The following is a 24,326-nucleotide window of genomic DNA, read 5'->3' on the forward strand; positions in this document are numbered from 1 at the left end:
TATATCATAATTGAAGAAAAGAGTACAAGAAATGCATACTAATACCTTGTTGGTAAGTGGTTACAAGCACACAGATTTAGGAATTTTTAAACAGAAGGATCCCCGTCTTCCAATTATTAAGGCTGCAATCAGAAATGATCTTCTTCATTTTTTAGAGGAAGGAGTTAAATGGTTTGTCTTTACAGGAAATTTAGGATTCGAATATTGGGTTTTGGAAGTTCTACAAGAGCTTCAATTAGAAGGGCACGAATGTAAATTAGCTTGTATATTTTTATTTGAAAATCATGGAGACAATTGGAATGAGTCCAATCAGGCAAAATTAACAAAATTTAAAGATGTTGATTTTGTGAAATACACTTATCCAAACTATCAATCTCCAGCTCAATTTCGTCAGTACAATCAATTTTTGATTGAAAATACAGATGGTGTATATTTATTTTATGATAACGATAATGAAACAAATTTGAAATATTTTGTTCATCAAGCTTTAAAAGAAGAAGAATATACTGTTAAAAAACTGACCTTCGATGAACTAAATGAAGTGGCTGAAAATTTTTCGAATTTTGAGTGATTTAACTTGCTTTTTCCATGTTTTTTTTAATATAATAGAATCAGTGACGTTTAAGGGTAAGGGAGAGAGAGATGGCAAGCATTAAGTTGACTACTAAAGATATTTTTGAACAAGATTTTAAAATTGGTTTTCGTGGATATGATCAAGATGAAGTAAATGATTTCCTTGATGATATCATGAAGGATTATGATGCGTATGAAGCGATTATAAAGGAATTGAAGGGTGAGATTGCCCGATTAAAAGCTCAAGCAGCCAATAATTCTCGTTCAGTGACAACAGTCGCAGAGGAAACTACTGCTGTATTGCGAACAGAACGTCAATCTTCAGCGACTAATTTTGATATTTTACGACGTCTTAACCGATTAGAAAAAGAAGTTTTTGGGAAACAAATCGTTCAAGATCAGTAATAAGGTGGAAATTGCAATTTTTGGATAATCGCGTGGTAGGATACTATCATGAGGAAAGTCCATGCTAGCACTGGCTGTGATGCCAGTAGTGTTTGTGCTAGGCGAACAAATAAGCCTAGGGACATCTTTGTATGTTACGGCGGTCAAACGAGCTAAGTCATTGATATGCTTTAGTAGGCCTGAAAGTGCCACAGTGACGAAGTTTTTATGGAAACGTAAAAAATGGAACGCGGTAAACCCCACAAGTTAGCAACCCAAATTTTGGTCGGGGCATGGGATGGATGGAAACGAACAGAAATCCTGACTGTTTTGACAGTAGACAGATGATTATCGAAGGTGGCAGTACCTAGTGCCACTGGAACAAAACATGGCTTACAGAAAATTGCATATTATAGGTGGCTAGCTTTGCTAGCTTTTATTGTAGAGGAAATATATGAAAAAACAATTTGAATTCATTGCGACTGCAGCAGCAGGTTTGGAAGCAGTAGTTGGTCGTGAAATTCGTAACCTTGGCTATGAATGTCAAGTGGAAAATGGTCGTGTTCGATTCCATGGTGATGTAAAATCAATGATTGAGACAAATATTTGGTTACGTTCGGCAGATAGAGTAAAAATAGTCGTTGGACAATTTCCAGCTAAAACTTTCGAGGAGCTGTTTCAAGGAGTTTTTTATCTAGACTGGGAAAACTATTTACCACTTGGCTGTAAATTTCCAATTTCAAAGGCTAAGTGTGTCAAATCTAAATTGCATAATGAACCTAGTGTACAGGCTATATCTAAGAAAGCCGTAGTAAAAAAATTGCAAAAACATTTCTCCCGTCCAGAAGGAGTCCCTCTGCAGGAGGTTGGAGCAGAGTTTAAAATAGAAGTATCTATTTTGAAAGATGTAGCAACAGTCATGATCGATACAACAGGTTCTAGTTTATTCAAACGCGGGTACCGTGTTGAAAAAGGTGGTGCCCCTATTAAAGAAAATATGGCGGCTGCTATTTTACAATTATCAAACTGGTATCCAGATAAACCGCTTATTGATCCTACTTGTGGATCGGGAACTTTCTGTATTGAGGCAGCTATGTTAGCCAAAAATATAGCACCGGGATTAAAGCGTTCATTCGCCTTTGAGGAATGGCCCTGGGTAGAGACTCAACTGGTTGCAGCATTACGCAAAGAAGCGCAAGCTTCTATCAAATCAGACTTGGTGTTAGATATAACTGGTTCGGATATCGATGCCCGTATGGTTGAGACAGCAAAAAGGAATGCCTTTGCGGCCGGAGTTGAACAGGATATTGTTTTCAAACAGATGCGAGTCCAAGATTTACGTACGGATAAACTAAATGGAGTTATTATTTCAAATCCACCATATGGTGAACGATTATTAGATGATAAAGCCATTGCTACATTGTACAAAGAGATGGGGCAAGTGTTTGAACCTCTCAAAACCTGGTCTATATTCATTCTAACGAGTGATGAACAGTTTGAAGTTCGTTATGGTCGGCAAGCAGATAAGAAACGGAAATTATATGATGGTACTTTAAAAGTTGATTTGTATCAATTTTTCGGACAACGGCTGAAACGCTCTACACAAGAAGTGCAGGCTTAGGAGGATATTGTGGTAGAAAAAAATAGTCATCACCTACCTCTAGATGAGGAAAATGTGTTGGATTTCGAGGTGGCGAAAGATTTAACGATTGAAGAAGCCGTCAAAAAACAAAAAGAAATAGAAGCAGGAGTAACAGAAGACGATGGATTGCTAGATCGTTATATTAAGCAACACCGTGAAGAAATTGAGTCTCAAAAATTTGAAACCCAAATTCATTCTGAGCCGTTACTTAAGACGATTGAAAATGATGTTGAAAATAAAACGGAAACAACAAATTCAATTCTAACTGAAAAGTCAGAAGAGGTGGAACATCATCCATTATTATCTAGCGAAGACGATACTGCTGAGTATCAGAGAGAAGTATTGGATGAAATTCCAGTTGTGTCAACAATATCAAACATTGAAACAAATGGGGTTTTGGAAGACAAGGGATTTGAACTAGCTCAAGAAGATGAAAATCAAGTGGATCTTTCAGCCAAAAAACAAAGAAAGGCAGTTTATTTTTGGTCAGCAGCTGGTTTATTATTTGTTGGTGTGGTAGCGACTGCTTTAGTTTGGATGAATTCCGCCAATCAACCATCATCAAATACGGATGCTAGTTCCACAAGTACTAGTCAAACCACGACCTCATCATCAACAGATGCAAATATTACTGCTTTTGAGCAACTGTATGCTAGCTTCTTTACTGACAGTCGTTTGACAAAATTGAAGAATTCAGAATTTGGTAAGTTGACTGAGCTAAAAGCGTTACTAGATAAGCTAGATAAAAGCTCTGATAGCTATAAGAAAGCAAAAGAGCAGTACGATGCACTTGAGAAGGCAATTGCAGCTATCCAAGCGACCAATGTCCAATTCGATAAAGACGTCATAGTAGATGGTGAAATCGATACAACCGCAACTGTTAAAGCAGGAGAAACACTTTCTGCAACAACAACAGGAATTAGTTCAGTAGATGCATTATTGGCTTCAGTTGTCAATTTTGGACGTTCACAGCAAGAAATTGCTTCATCTACTGTAGAGACAGAAGCGAGTGTTGTAGCAAATAATCAAGGTGCAGAAACAGCAGTTGATACAAGTACCTCAGATGCAGCAACAACAGCGGGAGAAGAAGTAACAACTGCAATTTCAACTTCATATGGGATTCCGATTCCAGCTGGAGTTACCTTGCAACGCGATCGTAGTCGAGTTCCGTACAATCAAGCGATGATTGATGATGCAAATAATGAGGCTTGGAACTTTACTCAGGGGACTTTAGAAAATATTGTGGCCATTTCACAACAACGTGGCTATATCACGGGCAATCAGTACATTTTGGAAAAAGTAAATATTATCAATGGTAATGGCTATTATAATATGTTTAAACCAGACGGCACCTACTTGTTCTCAATTAACTGTAAAACAGGTTATTTTGTTGGGAATGCTGCCGGTAATTCTGATGCTTTAGATTACTAATTCTTTCGAAAATCAATATTATCTGTTGTCAAGCGCTAGTTCTAAGTTTTTGTATAAAATATCTCAACGAAAGGACTGGAGTGAAAAAATGGAACAAATTGTAGTTGCTTCAGCCCGAGTCTAGAAACTAGGAAATGAGGAAAAAATTTGAAGATGCAAGTCTCCACGATTTGTAATTCAAACTCAAAATCTGGCTACAATATCGGTTGGTTTTCATTGAGTAAAATAATGAATAATACAAAAAGGTTTACAACCAGATTCGATGGAATAGCTGTAAACCTTTTTTATTAGATGATGTTTCTCTCAAAAGCATCAGTAGAGATTCCTTGAGATAAAATTAATTTTGCCCACTCTTTTGCAGAGTGGAGGCTGTGGTCTTTGTAGTTTCCGCATGACTCAATTGTTGTCCCTGGAACATCTTCCCAAGTAATTCCTTCAGCAATTTCCTCTAAACTTGATTTGATGACCTGAGCGATTTGAGTCGGGTCTTGTTTCCCCCACATAATCATATGGAACCCAGTTCGGCAACCGAATGGAGAACAGTCGATGAGCCCGTCAATACGTTGGCGAATGAATTTTGCCAAGAGATGTTCAATAGTATGCAAACCAGCGGTATCCATTGCGTTTTCATTCGGTTGAATCAGACGAATATCAAAGTTGGTAATGATATCTCCTTTTGGTCCAACTTCTTCGGAAATTAAGCGAATATATGGCGCTTTAACAATCGTATGGTCTAATTCAAAACTTTCAACAACTACTTCTTTTTTCATAGGATCCTCCATAAAAGTGATAAATTCATTATAACATATTTATGATTTTGGAATTGTGAAATCGTTTCAAATGTGGTAAAATAGAAACAGATTTTGTGAAAATCGAAAATTAAGTCTATGTTAGATGCTGTTAGAAATCGATGAGTCGTATGGTTTTGACAAGTGATGAAAAGAAGCAAAATAACATGGCTGAAAGAGGTAGAATATGGAAATCATTACAGTTGTAGTGACTCTTGTTTCTGCTGTCATTGGTTTAGTAATTGGTTACTTTGCCATTTCTTTGAAGATGAAGTCTGCTAAAGAAGCTGCAGAATTGACGCTTTTGAACGCGGAACAAGAAGCAAGTAATGTTCGTGGTCGTGCTGAAGATCAAGCTGAAGCTATTCTACAAACAGCAGAACGTGATCGTAAAACTTTGAAAAAAGAGTTGCTTTTGGAAGCAAAGGAAGAGGCACGCAAGTATCGTGAAGAAATTGCAGAAGAATTTAAATCAGAGCGTCAAGAATTAAAACAAATTGAGTCTCGCTTAACAGAACGAGCAAGTAATTTGGATCGCAAAGACGACAATTTAACCAACAAAGAAAAGACTTTGGAGAAAAAAGAACAGAGTCTGACTGATAAATCTAAGCACATAGATGAGCGTGAGCAAGAAGTTGCAAAGTTAGAAGAGCAAAAAGCACTAGAGTTAGAAAGGGTAGCGGCCTTAAGTCAGGATGAGGCGAAGGAGATTATCTTAGCAGATACGCGTGATAAGTTATCTCATGAAATCGCTACGCGTATTAAGGAAGCAGAGCGTGAAGTAAAAGAGCGATCTGATAAGATGGCGAAAGACCTATTAGCTCAAGCTATGCAGCGTATTTCTGGTGAATATGTTGCTGAACAAACGATAACCTCTGTCCATTTGCCAGATGATGCAATGAAAGGACGTATCATTGGTCGAGAAGGTCGAAATATTCGTACATTTGAAAGTCTAACAGGGATTGATGTGATTATCGACGATACTCCAGAAGTGGTTGTTCTTTCAGGATTTGATCCAATACGTCGGGAAATCGCTCGAATGACAATGGAGACATTGCTGCAAGATGGTCGTATTCATCCGGCTCGGATTGAAGAATTAGTAGAAAAACACCGTATTGAAATGGACAATCGCATCCGTGAATACGGGGAAGCGGCTGCTTATGAAGTAGGTGCTCCAAATCTGCATCCAGATTTGATAAAAATCATGGGTCGACTTCATTTCCGTACGTCCTACGGTCAAAATGTTCTTCGACATTCAGTCGAAGTTGCAAAATTGGCAGGCGTGCTTGCAGCTGAATTAGGTGAAAATGTGAATTTGGCTCGCCGGGCTGGATTCTTACATGACGTTGGAAAAGCGATTGATCGAGAAGTTGATGGTAGTCATGTCGAAATCGGAACAGAGTTAGCTAAAAAATACAAGGAACATCCCGTTATTGTTAATGCAATTGCAAGTCATCACGGTGATGTTGAAGCGACAAGTACGATTGCAGTTATTGTCGCTGCGGCTGACGCTTTGAGCGCAGCCCGTCCGGGTTCACGTCGCGAATCAATGGAGGCTTACATTAAACGACTTCAAGATTTGGAAGAAATTGCTAATAGTTTTGATGGAATCAAACAAGCTTATGCCATCCAAGCTGGTCGTGAGATTCGTATTATTGTGCATCCAAATAAGGTTAGTGATGATAAGATCACCATTTTGGCACACGATATCCGTGAGAAAATTGAAAACAATTTGGATTATCCAGGAAATATAAAGATAACAGTCATTCGTGAAACGCGAGCAACAGATATTGCAAAATAAAGTCTAAAAATGAACATGAAAGAGTCTGAATGAGATACCATCAAATGTTAGAGAAAATCTGGTAGTTGAAGGTGAATCAAATAGGCTCTTTTCTAGTTCTAAAATGTGTTTAAAGATGAAAAAGGAAAATGTATGAACTACATTTAAAAGCAGTTGAAATTCAGACCAAATTTTGTTACACTAGAATGAAAGATTTAAAAGGAGATATCATGCAAGAGCGAGGGTTACTCATTGTCTTTTCTGGACCATCGGGTGTTGGAAAAGGGACTGTTCGAAAGGAAATTTTTGAAAGCTCCGATAATAAGTTTGAGTATTCTGTTTCCATGACGACACGTCCTCAACGACCAGGAGAGGTGGATGGCGTTGATTATTTCTTCCGTAGCCGAGAAGAATTTGAAGATTTGATTCGCCAAGGTCAAATGTTGGAATACGCTGAATATGTCGGTAATTATTATGGTACACCTTTAACATATGTCAATGAAACTCTCGATAAGGGAATAGATGTCTTTTTAGAAATTGAAGTTCAAGGTGCTCTTCAAGTGAAGAAGAAGGTTCCAGATGGAGTTTTTATCTTTTTGACGCCACCTGATTTAGAGGAATTACAAGATCGCTTGATTGGTCGTGGAACGGATAGTGAAGAGGTAATCCGTCAACGAATTGAACGTGCAAAAGAAGAAATCGCCTTGATGCGCGAGTATGATTATGCAGTTGTCAATGACGAAGTACCATTGGCGGCTGAACGTGTCAAACGGATTATTGAAGCAGAACATTTTCGTGTAGATCGAGTAATTGGTCGCTATGATGAAATGATTCGCGAGCAAATAGCAGAACGATAATAGAAAGAGAAGAGAATCGCATTATGATGTTAAAACCGTCTATTGATACCTTGTTAGACAAGGTACCATCTAAGTATTCTTTGGTTATTCTTGAGGCTAAACGTGCTCATGAATTGGAAGCGGGAGCGAAAGCAACCCAGGAATTTACTTCAGTTAAATCTACCCTTCGTGCTTTGGAGGAGATTGAATCTGGAAATGTGGTCATTCACCCAGATCCAAAAGCAAAAAGAGAAGCTGTTCGTCGCCGGGCTGAGGAAGCAAAGCGTTTAGCTGAGGAAGAAGAACGTAAAATCAAAGCTCAGATTGCTAAAGAAAAAGAAGTCGGCGAAAAAATTTAAATATAAAACTCGGTTGGCACTACCATCCGGGTTTCTTTTCACTTTCAGATTGATAGACATTTTGATAGAAAGGAGGTAGGTCATTTAGTTTATCTTTTAATATTTGTTCCAATTAATAGTTGGAGTTTATACATAAAGTGAACCTTGTTCGCATCAATCGTGGTATTAGAAGGTAAAACAAATGGAGATGGTATGTTAGCACAGATTATTGTAGACGTCCCTTTGATGCAGACAGATCAAGCTTATTCCTATCGAGTTCCAGCTGAGTTGGAAGAGGGGCTCAAGGTTGGCGTGCGTGTCCATGTACCCTTTGGTAAGGGAAATCGGCTGATTCAAGGGATTGTAGTTGACTTGATTGATGAAGATGACGAAAATAACTTACAAGACTTGAAAGAGCTTGCTGAGGTTTTGGACTATAGTCCTGTTCTCAATCAAGAGCAATTTTGGTTGGCAGACCAGATGAGGAAGTCGGTCTTCTCCTATAAAATTACCCTCTTAAAATCTATGTTGCCTAGCATGCTCAATTCGACCTATGACAAATTGCTCCGCCCAGGGCTTGGTTTGGAAATGGCAGAGCAGCTTAGTCTGTTTGGTAATAAGGAGCAGATTCGTTTTTCTGACTTGGACGTGACAGAGCAAGGAAAAATCATGCGTCTAGCCCAGTCAGGAAAAATCTTGGTAGACTATGTGGCCAAGGATAAGAAACAGATTAAGACAGAAAAATGGTACCGAGTTTGTCTGGAGAGATTACGAGAAGCAGACATTAGCAATCGAGCAAAAAAACGGCAGCAGTTAAGGGAATTTCTTCTGGAACATTCTGAAGACGAGCTCCTTTCAAACCTAAAATCGGACTATCCAGCTGATACGCTCCGCTATTTCCAAGAAAAAGGCTATATAGAAGTCTGGGAAGAGGAAGTATCGCGGACTCAGGGAGTTTTTGATAAGGTGGAAAAAACGCAGGCCTTGGATTTGAATCCAGAGCAGTCGATCGCGGTTCGTGAGATTGTGGCCTCTATTGGTCAGGAAAGTCAGACATTTCTACTGCAAGGAGTGACAGGTTCTGGGAAGACGGAGGTTTATCTCCAGGTCATTGATAGGGTTTTAAAAATGGGGAAAACGGCCATTATGCTGGTGCCTGAAATATCCTTGACCCCTCAGATGACTAATCGTTTTATCTCTCGTTTTGGTCAGCAGGTTGCTATTTTGCACTCAGGCTTGTCTGAAGGTGAGAAGTATGACGAGTGGAGAAAGATTGAGACGGGGAATGCCCAAGTGGTTGTTGGGGCACGTTCGGCTATTTTTGCACCATTGACAAACTTGGGCGTTATCATCATTGATGAGGAGCATGAGGCGACCTACAAGCAGGACAGCAATCCACGCTACCATGCGCGTGATGTGGCAAAGTTGCGGGCAGACTATAATAGAGCGACTCTGGTCTTGGGGTCTGCTACGCCGAGTCTTGAAACACGGGCTCGGGCTAGTCGAGGAGTCTATGGGAGACTGACTCTTAATCAGAGGGCCAATCCCTTGGCTCGTATTCCAGAAGTGGAAGTTGTGGATTTTCGAGATTACATTGGTCAGCAGGAGTCCAGTACCTTTACCCCTGTTTTGGTTGATAAAATTAAAGAAAAGCTAGCTCGTAAGGAACAGGTCGTTCTTATGTTGAATCGGCGGGGTTATTCTTCTTTTGTCATGTGTCGTGATTGTGGGAGTGTTGACCAGTGTCCCAACTGTGATATTTCCCTAACGCTCCACATGGACACAAAGACGATGAATTGCCACTACTGCGGTTTTCAAAAGGGGATTCCTCAGACCTGTCCAAACTGCCAAAGTCGTTCCATTCGTTATTATGGGACGGGTACGCAAAAGGCCTACGATGAATTGCAGGAGATCTTGCCAGAAGCTAGAATTTTGCGTATGGATGTGGATACTACCAAGAAAAAAGGTGCTCATGAGGATTTGCTCGAACGGTTTGGTCGAGGCAAAGCGGATATTCTTCTGGGAACCCAGATGATTGCCAAGGGCTTGGATTTTCCAAATGTGACGCTGGTCGGGGTGCTCAATGCTGATACGGCCCTCAATTTGCCTGATTTTCGGTCTTCTGAGCGGACCTTTCAGTTGTTAACTCAGGTAGCTGGTAGGGCCGGTCGAGCTGATAAGAAAGGGGAGGTCCTGATTCAGACCTACAACCCCAATCATTATGCCATTACTTTTGCCAAGGAGCAGGATTATGAAGGTTTCTATCGTTATGAGATGGGCATTCGGAAAAATCTTGGCTATCCACCTTACTATTTTACGGTTGGCTTAACCTTTTCACACAAGTCAGAAGAATTTGTCGTGAAAAAAGCCTATGAAACTGTAGCCTTTCTCCGTCAACACTTAAAGGATGCAATTCAAATCTTGGGACCAACGGCCAAGCCTATTGCCAGAACCCATAATCTCTACCACTACCAGATTATCTTGAAATACCGGCATGAAGACCGTTTGGAAGAAGTCTTGAACCAGATTTTGGATTGGACACAGGAGAGAGAAAATCAAGATTTGCGGCTGATTATTGACAATGAACCGCAGAATATGATGTGAGGTCACTATTGATCTTGCATTTTTTTATTCCAAATTTATTTTCATAGAACGTTATTAATTTAAATAAACCTTGAATTAAGGAAAAAATAAGTATAAATGGTATAATTAGGAGATAGTATAATCAAAAATTAGTACGAATGAAAGGGAGATGAGTAAGGAAGCATGACAAAGTTGATTTTTATGGGAACACCAGCGTTTTCGGCTACTGTCTTAAAGGGGTTATTAGCGGATAATAATTATGAAATACTTGCTATTGTAACCCAACCGGACCGAGCTGTTGGACGAAAAAAAGTCATCCAAATGACACCTGTGAAAGAAGTAGCCTTGGAATACAATTTACCAGTCTATCAACCAGAGAAGCTATCAGGAAGCCAAGAAATGGATGAGCTGATGAATTTAGGAGCAGATGGGATTGTGACGGCAGCTTTTGGGCAATTTCTACCAATCAAATTATTGAACTCAGTTGACTTTGCAGTCAATGTTCACGCTTCTCTTCTTCCTAAATACCGTGGCGGTGCCCCCATCCATTACTCTTTGATTAACGGTGATGACCGTGTCGGAGTAACCATCATGGAAATGGTCAAGGAAATGGATGCCGGTGACATGATTTCCAGCAATAGTATTGCTATTGAAGAAAGCGACAATGTCGGTACCTTGTTTGAAAAGTTGGCTGTTGTTGGTCGGGACTTATTGTTAGAAACCCTACCAGCCTATATTGCTGGTGACTTGAAACCAGTCGCTCAAAATCCTGAACAGGTAACCTTCTCGCCTAATATTCAGCCAGAGGAAGAGGTGCTGGATTGGAATAAGACAGCTCGTCAACTATTTAATCAGATTAGAGGTATGTACCCATGGCCTGTTGCCCACACCTATTGGCAAGGGGAACGGTTTAAAATTCAAGAAGCTGTTGAAACAGGAGGTGAAGGTCCAGTCGGCCAGGTTATTGCTCGAAGCAAGAAAGAATTGGTTATTGCGACAGGTCAGGGAGCACTTTCTCTGAAAACAGTCCAGCCGGCTGGTAAGCCAAAAATGACAATTGCGGACTTCTTGAATGGAGCTGGTCGAGATATCAATGTGGGAGATCGATTTGGTGGTCAATAAACAAGAGTCAGCAAGAAGTCTAGCCTTATCCGTATTGGAACAAGTCTTTGATCAGGGAGCTTACTCGAACATCGCTCTCAATAAGGCCCTAGAATCTTCTCGTTTATCAGCACAGGACAAGGGCTTGGTGACCGAGTTGGTTTATGGGACGGTTTCTCGTAAAATTACCCTAGAGTGGTATTTGGCACGTTTTATTGAGGATAGAGAAAAGTTAGATACATGGGTTTACTATTTACTCATGTTGAGTCTGTATCAGCTACTCTATTTGGATAAACTGCCTATTCACGCTGTAGCCAATGAGGCTGTACAAATCGCGAAAAGAGGCCGTGGAACAGACAAGTTTGTCAATGCAGTTCTTCGTAAAATCAGTCAGACTTCGTTGCCAAGTCCATCTGATATTAAACGAAAAAACAAACGGTTATCTATTCAATATTCTGTACCTGTTTGGCTGGTCCAGACCTTAATTACGGAATACGGTGAGGACCGCGCAGAGAAGATTTTACAAAGTCTGCACACTCGAAACAAAGCCAGTGTTCGCGTGACAGATAGTAAACAAGTAAATCGTTTAGCAAGAGAATTAGGTGCGGATGTTTCAAAATTATCACCTTTTGGTCTGGTAAAATCTCATGGACACTTTGCAGGAACAGATTATTTTAAAGACGGGCTTTTAACGATCCAAGATGAAACCAGTCAACTTGTCGCTCCAACGTTGAAACTACAGGGGCAGGAAACAATCTTGGATGCCTGTGCAGCTCCGGGTGGAAAAACCTGTCATATAGCGAGTTATCTTACAACTGGTAAAGTCACTGCATTGGACCTTTATGATCATAAGTTGGCGTTAATTGAAGAGAATGCTCATCGATTAGGATTGACAAATAAAATAGAAACAATGCGATTGGATGCAAGCCAAGTTCATGAAACATTTGATCCCGATAGCTTTGATAAAATATTGGTGGATGCTCCTTGTTCCGGAATAGGGCTTATCCGTCGTAAGCCAGATATTCGTTACAATAAAGCTGCTATGGATTTTGATTCGTTGAAACATATTCAATTGCGAATATTAGACAGTGTTTGCCAAACTCTTAAAATAGGTGGTATAATAACCTATAGTACTTGTACGATTATTGCCAAGGAAAACCAAGAAGTGATTCAGGAGTTTTTGGCCAATCATCCGAATTTTGAGCAGGTGCCTCTTGAGCATCCTCTGCCGGATATTGTAGTGGATGGTTGTTTATTGATTACACCGGAGCTATATGAGACAGATGGATTTTTCATTAGTCAAATAAGAAGAAAATCCTAGAATAAGAGGAGGAAGTTGCGTAGCAACTGTATAATAAATATGGAAATTGCATTATTAACTGATGTGGGACTTAAACGTTCAAACAACCAAGATTACGTGAATCGCTATACCAATAGAGCTGGGATTGATTTAATTGTATTGGCAGATGGTATGGGTGGGCATAGAGCGGGGCATATTGCTAGTGAAATGACAGCAACTGATCTCGGAATCGCTTGGGTTGATACTCAATTATCAACATTGAATGATGTTCGCGAATGGATGGTCCATGTCATTGATCAAGAGAATAAAAAAATCCATGAATTGGGAAAAATCGAAGAATACAAAGGGATGGGTACAACTTTAGAAGCTGTTGTCATTATCGATAATCAAATGATTTTTGCTCACGTAGGAGATTCACGTATTGGATTGATTCGTAATGGTGAATATACTCGCCTTACAAATGACCATTCTCTAGTTGGAGCCTTGGTAAGAGCAGGTCAATTGACGGAGGAAGAAGCTCAACACCATCCGCAAAAGAATATTGTTACTCAATCTATTGGTCAAGCGGATCCAGTTGAACCTGATATTGCTTTAAAGACGTTAGAGGCGGGTGATTTTATCATTGTTAATAGCGATGGTTTGACCAATATGGTTTCAGTCGAAGATATACGAGATATTGTGCTTAGCGAGGTTGCGCTGGAGAGTAAGGTTGAGACCTTGATTCGATTTGCGAATAATGCCGGCGGTTTGGACAATATTACAGTTGCTCTTCTACATATAACGGAGGAGGCGCACTAATGATTCAAATCGGTAAAATTTTTGCCGGTCGGTATCGAATTATTCGGCAAATTGGTCGCGGGGGAATGGCAGATGTTTACCTTGCAAAAGATTTGATATTAGATGGTGAAGAGGTTGCTGTTAAAGTTCTTCGCACCAACTATCAGACTGACCAAATTGCGGTTCAGCGTTTTCAAAGAGAAGCACGAGCGATGGCAGAATTGGATCACCCGAATATTGTTCGTATCTCAGATATTGGCGAGGAAGATGGCCAACAATATTTGGCTATGGAGTATGTCAATGGATTAGACCTGAAACGCTATATTAAAGAAAATGCACCTCTTGCAAATGATGTAGCTGTTCGTATTATGGGACAAATTCTATTAGCAATGCGTATGGCACATACTAGAGGAATTGTTCACAGAGATTTAAAACCTCAAAATGTACTTTTGACAACGGATGGAGTTGCAAAGGTGACAGACTTTGGTATTGCAGTTGCATTTGCTGAAACAAGTCTGACTCAAACAAATTCAATGCTTGGATCAGTTCATTACCTCTCTCCTGAACAAGCTCGTGGTGCAAAAGCGACGATTCAAAGTGATATCTATGCAATGGGGATTATCCTTTTTGAAATGTTGACAGGGCGAATCCCATATGATGGAGATAGTGCAGTTACTATTGCATTACAACATTTCCAAAAACCCCTGCCATCAGTTAGAGAAGAAAATGCTAATGTTCCACAAGCTCTCGAAAATGTTGTGTTAAAAGCAACGGCAAAGAAGCTTAGTGAACGGTATAAATCTGTTGCAGAAATGTATGCGGATTTAGCTTCATCACTTTCAATGGACAGAAGAAATGAGCCTCGAATTGTTTTAGAAGGCAATAAAGTCGATACCAAAACCTTACCAAAATTATCACAGGTAAACGTTGAGAACAAGAGTAAGGAAGACAGCGAAAAAAATTTCAAGGAATTGCCTAATAACCAGACCTCTCCTTCAAAAAACGTATCAAAGCAGGCTTTGAAACCACGACGCGGGATGAGGACGCGATACAAAGTTTTAATTGGAGCGATTATTTTGACAATTGCGGCTTTGGGATTTTTGATATATAGTACCCCTTCTCCAGTACAAGTTCCTGATGTAGTTGGTGAAACCTTAGATGTTGCAAAGGAAAAAATTGAGGTAGCAGGACTGGTTGTTGGAGATGTAAAAGAAGAGGCCTCGACAGAATATAAGGAAGGAACTGTTATTCGGACTAGTCCTGGGGCCAATACTTCTAGGATGGAAGGTAGCAAAGTTGACATTGTTGTAGCTAGGGTCGCTATGGTCACTATACCAAATTTAATTGGAAGCGATGCAGACTCCGCTCAAAAAGAATTGGAAGATTTCGGGTTTAAGGTAACGCTTAAAAAAGAATATAGCGATACTGTAGAAGAAGGCTATGTCATTAAGACAGACCCTGTAGCAAATAGTTCAAAAGAAAAAGGCAGTACAATTACGGTGATAGTGTCTAAAGGGGTACAACCAAAAACAGTTCAGGATGTTACCGGAAAATCACAAGACACTGCGAAACAACTTCTTGAGGCAGCTGGATTCATTATAGGTACTATTTCAGAAGAGTATAGTGATAGTGTTGCAGAAGGAAATGTTATTAGTACAGATCCTCAAGCAAATGTAGAATTAGAGAAAGGTTCTATTGTTAATATGGTAGTTTCTAAAGGGAAGGAAATTATCATGCCGGATCTTGTTTCTGCAGGTTATACTTACTCCGAAGCTCGAAATCAGCTACAATCCTTAGGTGTTACCACAATAGAAAAACAAGAGGATCGCAGTTATACAACCACAACTAGTGATATTGTCGTAGGTCAGTATCCTGCTGCGGGCACTGTCATTGATGGACCAGTGACATTGTATGTATCAGTCGCGACTACGAGCACAAATTCTACCAGTACGACAGGTCCCTCCTCAAGTACTTCTACTAGTAGTAGCGAATAGTTTTCATATTTAGTATTATTTATAAAGAGAGAACGATAATGTTCTCTCTTTTAATGTTAGTAAATATACGTATATTTTTGTTTTATAGACATAATTTAATTGGGTATCTTGGTTTTAAATATTCCATCTAAAGAAGGAGTTATTTTTCTGAAATTTTGATAAAATAATATAGAAAGGAAGTAATGATATGTGGAAAATTAGAATATTTCTACTTTTAGAGAGTGTTCTGTTCACTCTAGCCTTGTTCGATGTGGTGGCAAATGAAGCAAGTAGAACACTATTATTGATGGCTATACTGCTACTTGTGATTTGGAATTTTTTAGGAAGAGAGCTCAGTAGTATCCTATTAATTAGTGCAGTCTCTTTAATATTTTTAGTATTTGTACTAAACCCGTTCTTTATCATTGGCATAATGATGCTCGTGGTGTATATGTTGGTGAACTTCTTTTCACGATATGAAAAACGAAATCAGTATACTCATATTATTTTTGATGACCATGCATTGGTTGCCCAAAAAGAAAAAAATAGGTGGTTTGGTGGCCAAAACCATTCGCAGGATCGGTATGGATTTGAAGATATTAATATTGTCCGTCTCTTTGGTAACGATGTAGTTGACTTAGACCAAACAGTACTTGTTGGTCGCGATAATATTGTTGTTATACGCAAAACATTTGGAAAAACAAAAATTATTTTGCCTATCGATGTTGAAATTTCTGTATCTGCTTCAAGTATATATGGTCGTGTTCAATTTTTAGATCTCTCTTTTTGGGATTTGCGAAATGAAAGTATTTCTATAGCTAGCCCAGGTTATCGTGATTCACATAAACGGGTAAAAGTAGTAGTCAATAGTTTGTTTGGTGATGTGGAGGTAATCCGCGTATGATCAAAAGAAGAACCTATTTTCTGCTTGTTTGGCTATCAGCACTGATTGTATTAGTTGTCATTGCATCCGTATTACCATTGTTGAATTATTCGTTATTGAATCCGTCTCTCTGGGTTTCTACGAATCAATTTATAATGACAATCGTTCTATTGATTATTGTGCTGAGCCTTTTTTTGGGAATTTTGGTCCAAACAGTATCCCTCGTATCCACTCAAGTAATACGCTTAAAATTGCAGGCAATTTTGAAAAACAAGTCGATTAAGGACAACCATGAAGAAGATCCCCTTTTATTACAATTATCTGATAAAGTTAAAACTTTAACTAGACAGGTTCAATTGTTAGATAATCAAGACTTAGTAAATCGTGAAGAGATTGTCGAGGGGGAAAGAAAAAGGATTGCAAGGGATTTGCATGATACGGTTAGTCAAGAATTGTTTGCGACGAGTATGATTTTGTCTGGTCTTTCATCTAATATTGTCTCGCTTCCACAAGAAACAGTTCAGGAACAGTTGATTTTAGTAAAGGATATGATTGAGTCTGCTCAAAGAGATTTAAGGATATTATTGCTTCATCTACGTCCAAGTGAACTTGAAAGTAAGACCTTAGTAGAAGGATTAGAACTTATATTACGTGAAGTGAGCGATAAAAGTAGTATTGTTGTCCATTTTCAACATGACGTAAATGAATTACCAAAGTTAATAGAAGAACACCTTTTCCGTATTGCACAGGAAATCGTTAGTAATACTTTGCGGCATGCTAAAGCCAAGCATTTGGATGTGTACTTATTGCAAAAAGAGACAGAGTTACAGTTGAAAATGACTGATGATGGTATTGGTTTTCAACAGGGTGCTGATGATAAATTGAGTTACGGATTACAAAATATACGTGAGCGGGTTGAGGATATGGCGGGGACGATTAAAATTCGCACGGCTCCGAATAAGGGGGTTGCCATTGATATTCGTATCCCTCTATTGAAAGGAAAAGAAGATGAATGCGATTCGAGTGATGTTGATTGATGACCATGAAATGGTACGTTTAGGATTAAAAAGTTACTTAAACTTACAGCCAGATGTTGAGGTAGTAGCGGAAGCTGGAGACGGTGAAGAAGGTTTAACAAAGGCACTCGAGGTCAAACCAGATGTCGTTGTGATGGACTTAGTTATGCCTAAAATGACTGGTGTCGAAGCTACTTTAGCATTGTTGAAGGAATGGCCTCAAGCACAAATTGTGATACTAACATCCTATTTAGATAATGAAAAGATTTACCCAGTGTTAGAAGCAGGTGCACGAGGCTATATGTTAAAAACATCGAGTGCAGATGAAATATTATCTGCGATTCGTAAAGTTGCGCGTGGAGAATATGCAATCGAAACTGAGGTTGAGAAAAAAGTGGAGCATCACAAGCGTTACCCAGATTTACATGAAGACTTGACGGCTCGCGAACGTGAAATATTAACCCTTTTAGCAAAGGGGTATGATAATCAACGGATTGCTGATGAATCCTTTATTTCTTTGAAGACGGTCAAAACTCACGTATCTAATATTTTATCTAAGCTAGCGGTCAGTGATCGGACACAAGCAGTTGTTTATGCGTTTCAGCATGGTCTTGTAGCACAAGATGAAGAATAGTGATATAATAGAAAAATAGTTAGTTAGCTTCCGGAAAGGATATCGAATATAGTGGATGCAAAATTAAAATATAGAGCCAAAAAAATCAAGATTGTCTTTTTTGATATTGATGATACACTTCGGGTTAAAACCACTGGATATATGCCAGAATCTATTCGGCAGGTTTTTAAATCCTTGAAAGAAAAGGGTATTCTAACAGGAATTGCCTCTGGTCGTACACCATATGGAATAGTGCCAGAAATTAAGGCATTGCAACCGGATTATTTTGCCATGATTAATGGCTCATATGTTGAAAATGCCAAAGGGCAAGTGGTCTACCATCAACCAATGTCTTCTGAGTTGGTGAAGTCTGTAATAGACTGGACGAAGGAAGTTGGTATTGAATATGGATTGCTAGGTAGTAAAAAAGGAACTCTATCAGCTCGGACCAATCGGATTAGTCAAGTGATTGATTTGATTTATGATGGCCTGGAAACCGACCCTGAATTTTACAAGGGGAATGATATTTATCAAATGTTGACCTTTGAAAATGATGGACAAAAAGTCGAATTGCCAGCTAAATTGCAGGAAGATTTGCGAACGGTTCGTTGGGATGCTATTTCATCAGATATTGTTTTAAAAGATTCCTCTAAGGCAGCTGGTGTGGCTAAAATAGTTGAAAAACTTGGTTTAAAACCAGAGAATGTTCTTGTTTTTGGGGATGAGCTCAATGATATTGAATTATTTGAGTATGCAGGGATTGCAATTGCAATGGGGCATTCACATCCAGAATTGCAAAAACGTGCTGATTATATTACGAAAAAAGTAGAAGAAGATGGCATTTTTGATGCCTTGGAGAAATTAGGTATGGTCGAGAAAGAAAAAAAATATCCACAATTAGACGTGGTTAAGGCTGAAGGTCCAGTTGCACATATTAAGACGAATCATGGAGTTTTAAATGTAAAACTTTTCCCTGAGATTGCTCCAAGAACAGTAGCAAACTTTGTAGCTCTTTCTAAGGATGGCTATTATGATGGTATTATTTTCCATCGGATTATCAAAGATTTCATGATTCAAGGTGGAGATCCAACTGGAACTGGTATGGGTGGTGAATCAATCTATGGTGGTTCATTCGAAGATGAGTTTTCTATGGAAGCCTTTAACCTTCGTGGGGCCCTCTCAATGGCGAATGCCGGGCCAAATACCAATGGCAGTCAATTCTTTATTGTCCAAAATCAAAATTTTCCTTATAATGCAAAAGAGTTAGAACGTGGTGGATGGCCAAAACAAATTGCTGAAGCATATGTTGACAATGGTGGAACACCGCATTTAGATCAACGGCATACAGTATTTGGACATTTAATGGATACAGCGTCATTTGATGTATTAGATACCATTGCAGCGGTGGCGACGGATTCAGCAGACCGACCGCATGAAGATGTTGTGATTGAGACAATCGAGATTGAGGATTAAAATGAAAATCGGTGATAAGGTTAAAGGGACAGTCACGGGTATTCAACCATACGGGGCCTTTGTAGATTTGGATAATGGTCAAACTGGGCTCATTCATATTTCTGAAATTAAGACTGGATTTGTTGATAATATATTTGATTATCTTAAACTAGGTCAGGAAGTGTTTGTACAGGTTGTTGATTATGATGAATATTCAGGAAAAGCGAGTTTATCTACTCGCACACTTGAAGAAGAACAACAAAAAATTCCTCGTCATCACCGTTTTACGAATGAACGTCATAAAATAGGTTTTGCTCCGTTAGCCAAACATTTGCCAACATGGATTAAGGAAACAAAAGAATTTTTAGATAAAACGAAAAAGGCTTAGGGATTTCCCTTAGCCTTTTTGAAATAGTATGTTTTTCGCAATCTACATTATCAGTTGTCAACAACCATGACAAGCGAAAAGCTCCAAGAGGAGCTTCTGGTCTGTTCTCTAAAAATAAGAATATAGTAGAGTCCAATCATTGACTCTTTTAATTTTCATTGAAAATTAGTCATTAAATTCGTAAAGTGCAGTTGATAAATAGCGTTCGCCATTATCTGACAAAATTGCTAAAACTTTTTTACCTGCACCTAATTCCTTGGCAACTTCAATAGCTGCGTGTATCGCTGCACCGGATGAAATACCAACAAGGAAACCTTCTTGTCCACCGATGGCACGTCCAGTAGCTAAAGCATCATCAGATTTTACTCGAATAATACCGTCGTATGAATCGGTATCCAAAGTATCTGGAATGAAACCAGCTGAAATTCCCTGAATCTTATGTGGGCCAGGTGCTTCGCCGGAAAGAACAGCGGACTCATCAGCTTCTACAGCATATACAGCAATGTTAGGATTGGCAGCTTTCAAAACATGAGAAACGCCGCTTACTGTACCTCCGGTACCAACGCCAGATATAAAAGCGTCTAACCCAGTTGGACCAAAATCTTCCAAAATTTCCTGTCCTGTTGTATCTTCATGAATTTTTGGATTTGAAGGGTTGGCAAACTGGAATGGGACCCAACCATTTTTTTCTTTAGCAATTTCTTGTGCTTTAGCAATTGCACCTTTCATACCTTCGCTACCGGGAGTAAGTACTAAATCAGCCCCATAAGCTTGGATGATTTTTCGACGCTCAATACTCATTGTTTCAGGCATAACAATAATCACTTTATAACCTTTTGCCGCACCAACCCATGCAAGTCCGATTCCGGTATTACCACTTGTTGGCTCTACAATTGTATCACCTGGTTTGATAGTACCAGCTTTTTCTGCATCCTCAATCATTGCCAAAGCAATACGATCTTTAACAGAAGAACCAGGGTTAAAAGCTTCCAACTTAACATAAACATCTGCCGCACCTTCAGGTACGATATTGTTGAGTTTAATTATTGGTGTGTTTCCTACTAATTGCGTAATATTTTGATAAATAGCCATAAGGCACCTCCATTTAAAGTTACTGATTATTATATAGTAGAAAATGAAAAAAGTATAATATAAAAAAACTATCTCAGTGATAGTCTTTTTTTAATAGATTGGGATCTCAACAATTCGAGAGTAGGTTTTTTCTGCGGTTATTTTTCCATGGTAAAATTCAATCAGACTTGCCAAGGTTTGCTCTAAACAATCCTTATCCACAGAAACCATGGTTGAAACTTCTGTAGTAAACTGGGTATCAAATTCTTCCAGGCACTGCTCTGCTCGCCAATTGGCAAACTCTTGATATTGGGCGTAGGACATGATAATAGAAATTCCTTCTTGTTCCTTGACTTTTACTACTCCGATATTTTTTACTGCATTAGCCACTGCTCCAGCGTAGGCACGAATGAGACCACCCGCCCCTAATTTTATGCCTCCGAAATACCGAGTGACAACAGCTACGACATTTGTCAACTCGTGGTTTTCTAAAACGGTTAGCATGGGTACGCCGGCTGTTCCAGAGGGCTCCCCATCGTCTGAGGAACGCTTGATTTCCATACTTTCTCCAAGAATGAAAGCTGAGCAGTTATGGTTAGCTTTGTAGTGTTCTTTTTTTATCTTGTTGATAAAGTCGCGAGCTTCGTCCTCGCTAGTCACTCGTTTCATAAAGCAGATAAAGCGGGATTTCTTAATTTCTTCCTCAACCAGACCATCTTCTATAATTGTCTTAAATTCTTTCATAATCAAATTGTACTAATTTTTTTACAAGCTGACAAGAATTTCCGAATAAATAAGTGATGAATGAACTAGAGAATTACCATGGAAGACTTTTTACTAAATACCAATTAACGTCAGAAGAAAGAAAAAAAGCAAAAACAATTTCCAGTGTAGTAGGAAAGAATTCTTGTTTCCGATGCGGTACATCGTTTGAGGAAGAAAACAAGCTGCCAAATGCTGCGTATTATTGTCGGGCTTGTCTCCTTTTGGGGAGAGTTCGAACAGATGAGAAACTCTACTATTTTCCACAGAAAGATTTTTCAATGAATGCTTGTCTTCTGTGGAAGGGGGCGCTGACCGATTGGCAACAACGAATATCAGATGGACTAGTTGCGAATGTGGAAAAACGGCAAGCAACTCTTGTTCATGCTGTAACAGGTGCGGGCAAAACGGAAATGATGTACCATGCTGTTGCATCACTAATTAATAAAGGAGGTGCTGTATGTCTAGCCAGTCCAAGAATTGATGTTTGTATTGAACTCTACAAGCGACTACAAAATGATTTTTCGGTCCCAATTAGTCTGCTACATGGGAAATCAGACCCATATTTCAGAACGCCACTCGTTGTTGCGACCACTCATCAGTTGTTAAAGTTCTACCAGGCATTTGATTTGGTCTTGATCGATGAAGTAGATGCTTTCCCCTATGCAGACAACCCTATATTATATCGAGCAGCAGATAATGCAGTTAAAGTAGACGGTGTTTTAGTATTTTTAACAGCAACCTCTACGGATGAATTAGATAAAAAAGTCAAATCAGGTAAATTGCAAAAACTCAGTCTCCCTAGACGTTTTCATGGAAATCCGCTTGTGGTTCCGAAAAAGGTCTGGTTTTCCAAATTCGATACATATTTGAAGAAAAATAAATTAGTTCCAAAACTCAGAAATGCCATTCAAAAGCAAAGAGAAACAGGCTATCCATTACTTATTTTTGTACCAGAAATTTCGAAAGGATTGGAATTTGCAACCATAATGGAACAAATCTTTCCAGAAGAAACAATTGGTTTTGTATCGAGTCAGACAGACAATCGGCTTGAAATAGTGGAAGGATTTCGCAACAAAGAAATTACAATTTTAATTTCTACTACAATCTTAGAGCGTGGTGTAACATTCCCAGGAGTAGATGTCATTGTTGTTCAAGCCAATCACTACTTATACACGTCATCGAGTCTCGTGCAAATTTCAGGTCGGGTCGGAAGAAGTATGGACCGTCCGACGGGCTTACTTCTGTTTTTTCATGAAGGAAGTACGCGGTCAATTGAAAAGGCAATTGCAGAAATCAAACAAATGAATAAGGAGGCAGGTTATGTCTAATTGTTTGCTCTGTTCCCAGAACCTGAAAAACCAGATAAAATTTTCGGAAATATTCATTTTTTGTAGAAAAAAATCAGGTATCTGCTCAGATTGTTCAACATCTTTTGAAGCAATATCGGAAAAACATTGTCCGTATTGCTATAAAAATGGAATTATCGAACGTTGCACGGATTGTCAGTATTGGTTAAGTAAGGGAATGTCGGTTTCCCATACTGCATTATTCAAATACAATAAAGCGATGGCGAATTATTTTAGTAAATACAAATTTCAGGGGGACTATATTTTAAGAAATATTTTTGCAAAAGAGATTAAAATAGCACTAGGTCAATTCCCTGGTTATACAATTGTTCCAATTCCAATTAGCGAAAATCGAAAAGAAGAACGTGGTTTCAATCAAGTAGAAGGGATATTGACCGCAGCTAATATATCCTATGAATTACTTTTGGGAAAACAGGATAGTAAAAAACAATCATCGCAAAATAGGAAGGAGCGTTTAGAGATGCACCAACAGTTTTTTCTCCAAGATGAAAAAAATATCCCCGACAAAATTTTATTGATTGATGATATATACACAACAGGCTCAACATTACAATCAGCAAAACACACGATTATGAAAACAGGAAAGAAAGAAATCAAGACATTTTCACTAGCAAGGTGAGAAAACGGTTGCAATTTTGTAGTAATATGGTATAATAATAGAGAAGAAAGGCGAAAGCCAAGAAAGAGGTACTAATATGATTAAATTCAGTATTCGTGGAGAAAACCTTGAAGTGACAGATGCTCTTCGTACTTATGTTGAAGAAAAAGTTGCAAAAATTGAAAAGTATTTCACTGAAGAGCAAGAATTGAATGCAAAAGTAAATCTCAAAGTGTACAGAGATAAACGTTCAAAAGTTGAGGTGACTATTCCCCTTGGAGGTATTACTCTAAGAGCAGAAGATATATCTCAAGATATGTATGGTTCAATTGATTTAGTGGTTGACAAAATTGAACGTCAAATCCGTCGCAATAAAACAAAGATTGAAAGAAAACATCGACAAAAAGTGGCAACTGGTCAAATCTTTACAGATGAATTAGTAGAACAAGTAGAAGATGAAGTAAAAGTTGTTCGTACAAAGCAAGTTGATTTGAAACCAATGGATATGGAAGAAGCAATCTTGCAACTTGAGTTACTCGGTCATGATTTCTTTATCTATACAGATGCAAATGACGGAACAACTAATGTATTGTATAAACGTGAAGATGGTGATTTAGGACTACTTGAAGTTCGCTAATAATATAAAATCTAAAATACAGTTGAGTCG

The 24,326-nt window shown here is 38.8% G+C and carries 23 protein-coding genes and 1 other RNA gene; 21 read left to right on the plus strand and 3 right to left on the minus strand.

The annotated features are described in order from the left end of the window. Positions 1–31: 31 nt before the first annotated feature. From D2A30_01585 to D2A30_01605, 5 genes are all read left to right on the plus strand, one after another. Entirely contained in the window at positions 32–571 is a 540-nt protein-coding gene (locus tag D2A30_01585) for a DUF1273 domain-containing protein (GenBank protein ID ULL20398.1), read from the plus strand. Positions 572–642: 71 nt separating this feature from the next. After that, on the plus strand, positions 643–978 hold the full coding sequence (gene gpsB / locus D2A30_01590; GenBank protein ID ULL20399.1) for a cell division regulator GpsB: 336 nt from the start codon (positions 643–645) through the stop codon (positions 976–978). A 16-nt stretch (positions 979–994) separates the two neighbouring features. Next, positions 995–1,358, plus strand: an RNA gene (rnpB, locus tag D2A30_01595) — RNase P RNA component class B. Positions 1,359–1,411: 53 nt separating this feature from the next. Further along, positions 1,412–2,578 carry a class I SAM-dependent RNA methyltransferase gene (locus D2A30_01600; protein ID ULL20400.1) on the plus strand — a complete coding sequence of 389 codons (1,167 nt, stop codon included), beginning with the start codon at positions 1,412–1,414 and terminating at the stop codon, positions 2,576–2,578. 9 nt (positions 2,579–2,587) lie between these two features. Further along, positions 2,588–4,030: a hypothetical protein gene (locus tag D2A30_01605; protein ULL20401.1), complete on the plus strand. Its 1,443-nt coding sequence runs from the start codon at positions 2,588–2,590 to the stop codon at positions 4,028–4,030. 287 nt (positions 4,031–4,317) lie between these two features. On the opposite strand, the gene D2A30_01610 is transcribed toward D2A30_01605, so the two are convergent. Continuing rightward, a complete protein-coding gene (locus D2A30_01610; GenBank protein ID ULL20402.1) occupies positions 4,318–4,800 on the minus strand; it encodes an S-ribosylhomocysteine lyase in 483 nt (160 codons plus the stop codon). 205 nt (positions 4,801–5,005) lie between these two features. Here D2A30_01610 and D2A30_01615 point away from each other — a divergent pair, with 205 nt between their 5' ends. The 13 genes from D2A30_01615 (at position 5,006) to D2A30_01675 (ending at position 19,858) form a co-directional block, all read left to right on the plus strand. Further along, entirely contained in the window at positions 5,006–6,619 is a 1,614-nt protein-coding gene (locus D2A30_01615) for a ribonuclease Y (GenBank protein ID ULL20403.1), read from the plus strand. A 209-nt stretch (positions 6,620–6,828) separates the two neighbouring features. Then, positions 6,829–7,455, plus strand: a complete 627-nt coding sequence (locus tag D2A30_01620) for a guanylate kinase (GenBank protein ID ULL21966.1) — start codon at positions 6,829–6,831, stop codon at positions 7,453–7,455. Positions 7,456–7,478: 23 nt separating this feature from the next. After that, the gene (locus tag D2A30_01625) at positions 7,479–7,793 is read left to right on the plus strand and encodes a DNA-directed RNA polymerase subunit omega (GenBank protein ID ULL20404.1); all 315 of its coding nucleotides are present in this window, start codon (positions 7,479–7,481) and stop codon (positions 7,791–7,793) included. A 192-nt stretch (positions 7,794–7,985) separates the two neighbouring features. Next, positions 7,986–10,376, plus strand: a complete 2,391-nt coding sequence (locus D2A30_01630) for a primosomal protein N' (GenBank protein ID ULL20405.1) — start codon at positions 7,986–7,988, stop codon at positions 10,374–10,376. Between the two features lie 162 nt (positions 10,377–10,538). Then, complete coding sequence (locus D2A30_01635; GenBank protein ID ULL20406.1) at positions 10,539–11,477, plus strand: methionyl-tRNA formyltransferase; 939 nt, start codon at positions 10,539–10,541, stop codon at positions 11,475–11,477. Further along, complete coding sequence (rsmB, locus tag D2A30_01640) at positions 11,464–12,777, plus strand: 16S rRNA (cytosine(967)-C(5))-methyltransferase RsmB (GenBank protein ID ULL21967.1); 1,314 nt, start codon at positions 11,464–11,466, stop codon at positions 12,775–12,777. Before D2A30_01635 ends, rsmB begins: the two co-directional genes overlap by 14 nt. A 39-nt stretch (positions 12,778–12,816) precedes the next feature. Next, complete coding sequence (locus D2A30_01645) at positions 12,817–13,554, plus strand: Stp1/IreP family PP2C-type Ser/Thr phosphatase (GenBank protein ID ULL20407.1); 738 nt, start codon at positions 12,817–12,819, stop codon at positions 13,552–13,554. Beyond that, positions 13,554–15,527 (plus strand): Stk1 family PASTA domain-containing Ser/Thr kinase, encoded by a 1,974-nt coding sequence (gene pknB / locus D2A30_01650; protein ID ULL20408.1) that lies wholly within the window; start codon positions 13,554–13,556, stop codon positions 15,525–15,527. Before D2A30_01645 ends, pknB begins: the two co-directional genes overlap by 1 nt. A 187-nt stretch (positions 15,528–15,714) precedes the next feature. Further along, positions 15,715–16,410: a hypothetical protein gene (locus tag D2A30_01655; GenBank protein ULL20409.1), complete on the plus strand. Its 696-nt coding sequence runs from the start codon at positions 15,715–15,717 to the stop codon at positions 16,408–16,410. After that, on the plus strand, positions 16,410–17,426 hold the full coding sequence (locus tag D2A30_01660; GenBank protein ID ULL21968.1) for a sensor histidine kinase: 1,017 nt from the start codon (positions 16,410–16,412) through the stop codon (positions 17,424–17,426). The genes D2A30_01655 and D2A30_01660 overlap by 1 nt, the downstream gene beginning before the upstream one ends. Next, positions 17,398–18,039 (plus strand): DNA-binding response regulator, encoded by a 642-nt coding sequence (locus D2A30_01665; protein ID ULL20410.1) that lies wholly within the window; start codon positions 17,398–17,400, stop codon positions 18,037–18,039. Before D2A30_01660 ends, D2A30_01665 begins: the two co-directional genes overlap by 29 nt. Before the next feature lie 51 nt (positions 18,040–18,090). Beyond that, positions 18,091–19,491 carry a Cof-type HAD-IIB family hydrolase gene (locus D2A30_01670; GenBank protein ID ULL20411.1) on the plus strand — a complete coding sequence of 467 codons (1,401 nt, stop codon included), beginning with the start codon at positions 18,091–18,093 and terminating at the stop codon, positions 19,489–19,491. Position 19,492: 1 nt separating this feature from the next. Then, the gene (locus tag D2A30_01675; GenBank protein ULL20412.1) at positions 19,493–19,858 is read left to right on the plus strand and encodes a S1 RNA-binding domain-containing protein; all 366 of its coding nucleotides are present in this window, start codon (positions 19,493–19,495) and stop codon (positions 19,856–19,858) included. A gap of 165 nt (positions 19,859–20,023) precedes the next feature. Here D2A30_01675 and cysK read toward each other — a convergent pair whose 3' ends face one another. Both cysK and D2A30_01685 read right to left on the minus strand, forming a co-directional pair. Further along, positions 20,024–20,950 (minus strand): cysteine synthase A, encoded by a 927-nt coding sequence (cysK, locus tag D2A30_01680; protein ULL20413.1) that lies wholly within the window; start codon positions 20,948–20,950, stop codon positions 20,024–20,026. Between the two features lie 90 nt (positions 20,951–21,040). After that, complete coding sequence (locus D2A30_01685; protein ID ULL20414.1) at positions 21,041–21,679, minus strand: YigZ family protein; 639 nt, start codon at positions 21,677–21,679, stop codon at positions 21,041–21,043. A 50-nt stretch (positions 21,680–21,729) separates the two neighbouring features. Here D2A30_01685 and D2A30_01690 point away from each other — a divergent pair, with 50 nt between their 5' ends. The 3 genes from D2A30_01690 (at position 21,730) to raiA (ending at position 24,296) form a co-directional block, all read left to right on the plus strand. Then, positions 21,730–23,022 (plus strand): DNA/RNA helicase, encoded by a 1,293-nt coding sequence (locus D2A30_01690; GenBank protein ID ULL20415.1) that lies wholly within the window; start codon positions 21,730–21,732, stop codon positions 23,020–23,022. Further along, on the plus strand, positions 23,015–23,680 hold the full coding sequence (locus tag D2A30_01695; GenBank protein ULL20416.1) for a ComF family protein: 666 nt from the start codon (positions 23,015–23,017) through the stop codon (positions 23,678–23,680). Before D2A30_01690 ends, D2A30_01695 begins: the two co-directional genes overlap by 8 nt. 76 nt (positions 23,681–23,756) lie before the next feature. After that, positions 23,757–24,296, plus strand: coding sequence for a ribosome-associated translation inhibitor RaiA (gene raiA / locus D2A30_01700; protein ID ULL20417.1), 540 nt, complete (start codon positions 23,757–23,759; stop codon positions 24,294–24,296). The last annotated feature ends 30 nt before the right edge of the window (positions 24,297–24,326 follow it).

This window comes from Streptococcus suis, from assembly GCA_022354845.1.
In the GTDB taxonomy this organism is placed as follows: Bacteria; Bacillota; Bacilli; order Lactobacillales; family Streptococcaceae; genus Streptococcus; species Streptococcus suis_AA.

Coding starts and splice junctions, on each gene's coding strand:
- D2A30_01585 (ULL20398.1), top strand. CDS start 32: ATGCATACTAATACCTTGTTGGTAAGTGGTTACAAGCACACAGATTTA.
- gpsB (ULL20399.1), top strand. CDS start 643: ATGGCAAGCATTAAGTTGACTACTAAAGATATTTTTGAACAAGATTTT.
- D2A30_01600 (ULL20400.1), top strand. CDS start 1,412: ATGAAAAAACAATTTGAATTCATTGCGACTGCAGCAGCAGGTTTGGAA.
- D2A30_01610 (ULL20402.1), bottom strand. CDS start 4,800: ATGAAAAAAGAAGTAGTTGTTGAAAGTTTTGAATTAGACCATACGATT.
- D2A30_01615 (ULL20403.1), top strand. CDS start 5,006: ATGGAAATCATTACAGTTGTAGTGACTCTTGTTTCTGCTGTCATTGGT.
- D2A30_01620 (ULL21966.1), top strand. CDS start 6,829: ATGCAAGAGCGAGGGTTACTCATTGTCTTTTCTGGACCATCGGGTGTT.
- D2A30_01625 (ULL20404.1), top strand. CDS start 7,479: ATGATGTTAAAACCGTCTATTGATACCTTGTTAGACAAGGTACCATCT.
- D2A30_01630 (ULL20405.1), top strand. CDS start 7,986: ATGTTAGCACAGATTATTGTAGACGTCCCTTTGATGCAGACAGATCAA.
- D2A30_01635 (ULL20406.1), top strand. CDS start 10,539: ATGACAAAGTTGATTTTTATGGGAACACCAGCGTTTTCGGCTACTGTC.
- D2A30_01645 (ULL20407.1), top strand. CDS start 12,817: ATGGAAATTGCATTATTAACTGATGTGGGACTTAAACGTTCAAACAAC.
- pknB (ULL20408.1), top strand. CDS start 13,554: ATGATTCAAATCGGTAAAATTTTTGCCGGTCGGTATCGAATTATTCGG.
- D2A30_01655 (ULL20409.1), top strand. CDS start 15,715: ATGTGGAAAATTAGAATATTTCTACTTTTAGAGAGTGTTCTGTTCACT.
- D2A30_01665 (ULL20410.1), top strand. CDS start 17,398: ATGAATGCGATTCGAGTGATGTTGATTGATGACCATGAAATGGTACGT.
- D2A30_01675 (ULL20412.1), top strand. CDS start 19,493: ATGAAAATCGGTGATAAGGTTAAAGGGACAGTCACGGGTATTCAACCA.
- cysK (ULL20413.1), bottom strand. CDS start 20,950: ATGGCTATTTATCAAAATATTACGCAATTAGTAGGAAACACACCAATA.
- D2A30_01690 (ULL20415.1), top strand. CDS start 21,730: ATGAATGAACTAGAGAATTACCATGGAAGACTTTTTACTAAATACCAA.
- D2A30_01695 (ULL20416.1), top strand. CDS start 23,015: ATGTCTAATTGTTTGCTCTGTTCCCAGAACCTGAAAAACCAGATAAAA.
- raiA (ULL20417.1), top strand. CDS start 23,757: ATGATTAAATTCAGTATTCGTGGAGAAAACCTTGAAGTGACAGATGCT.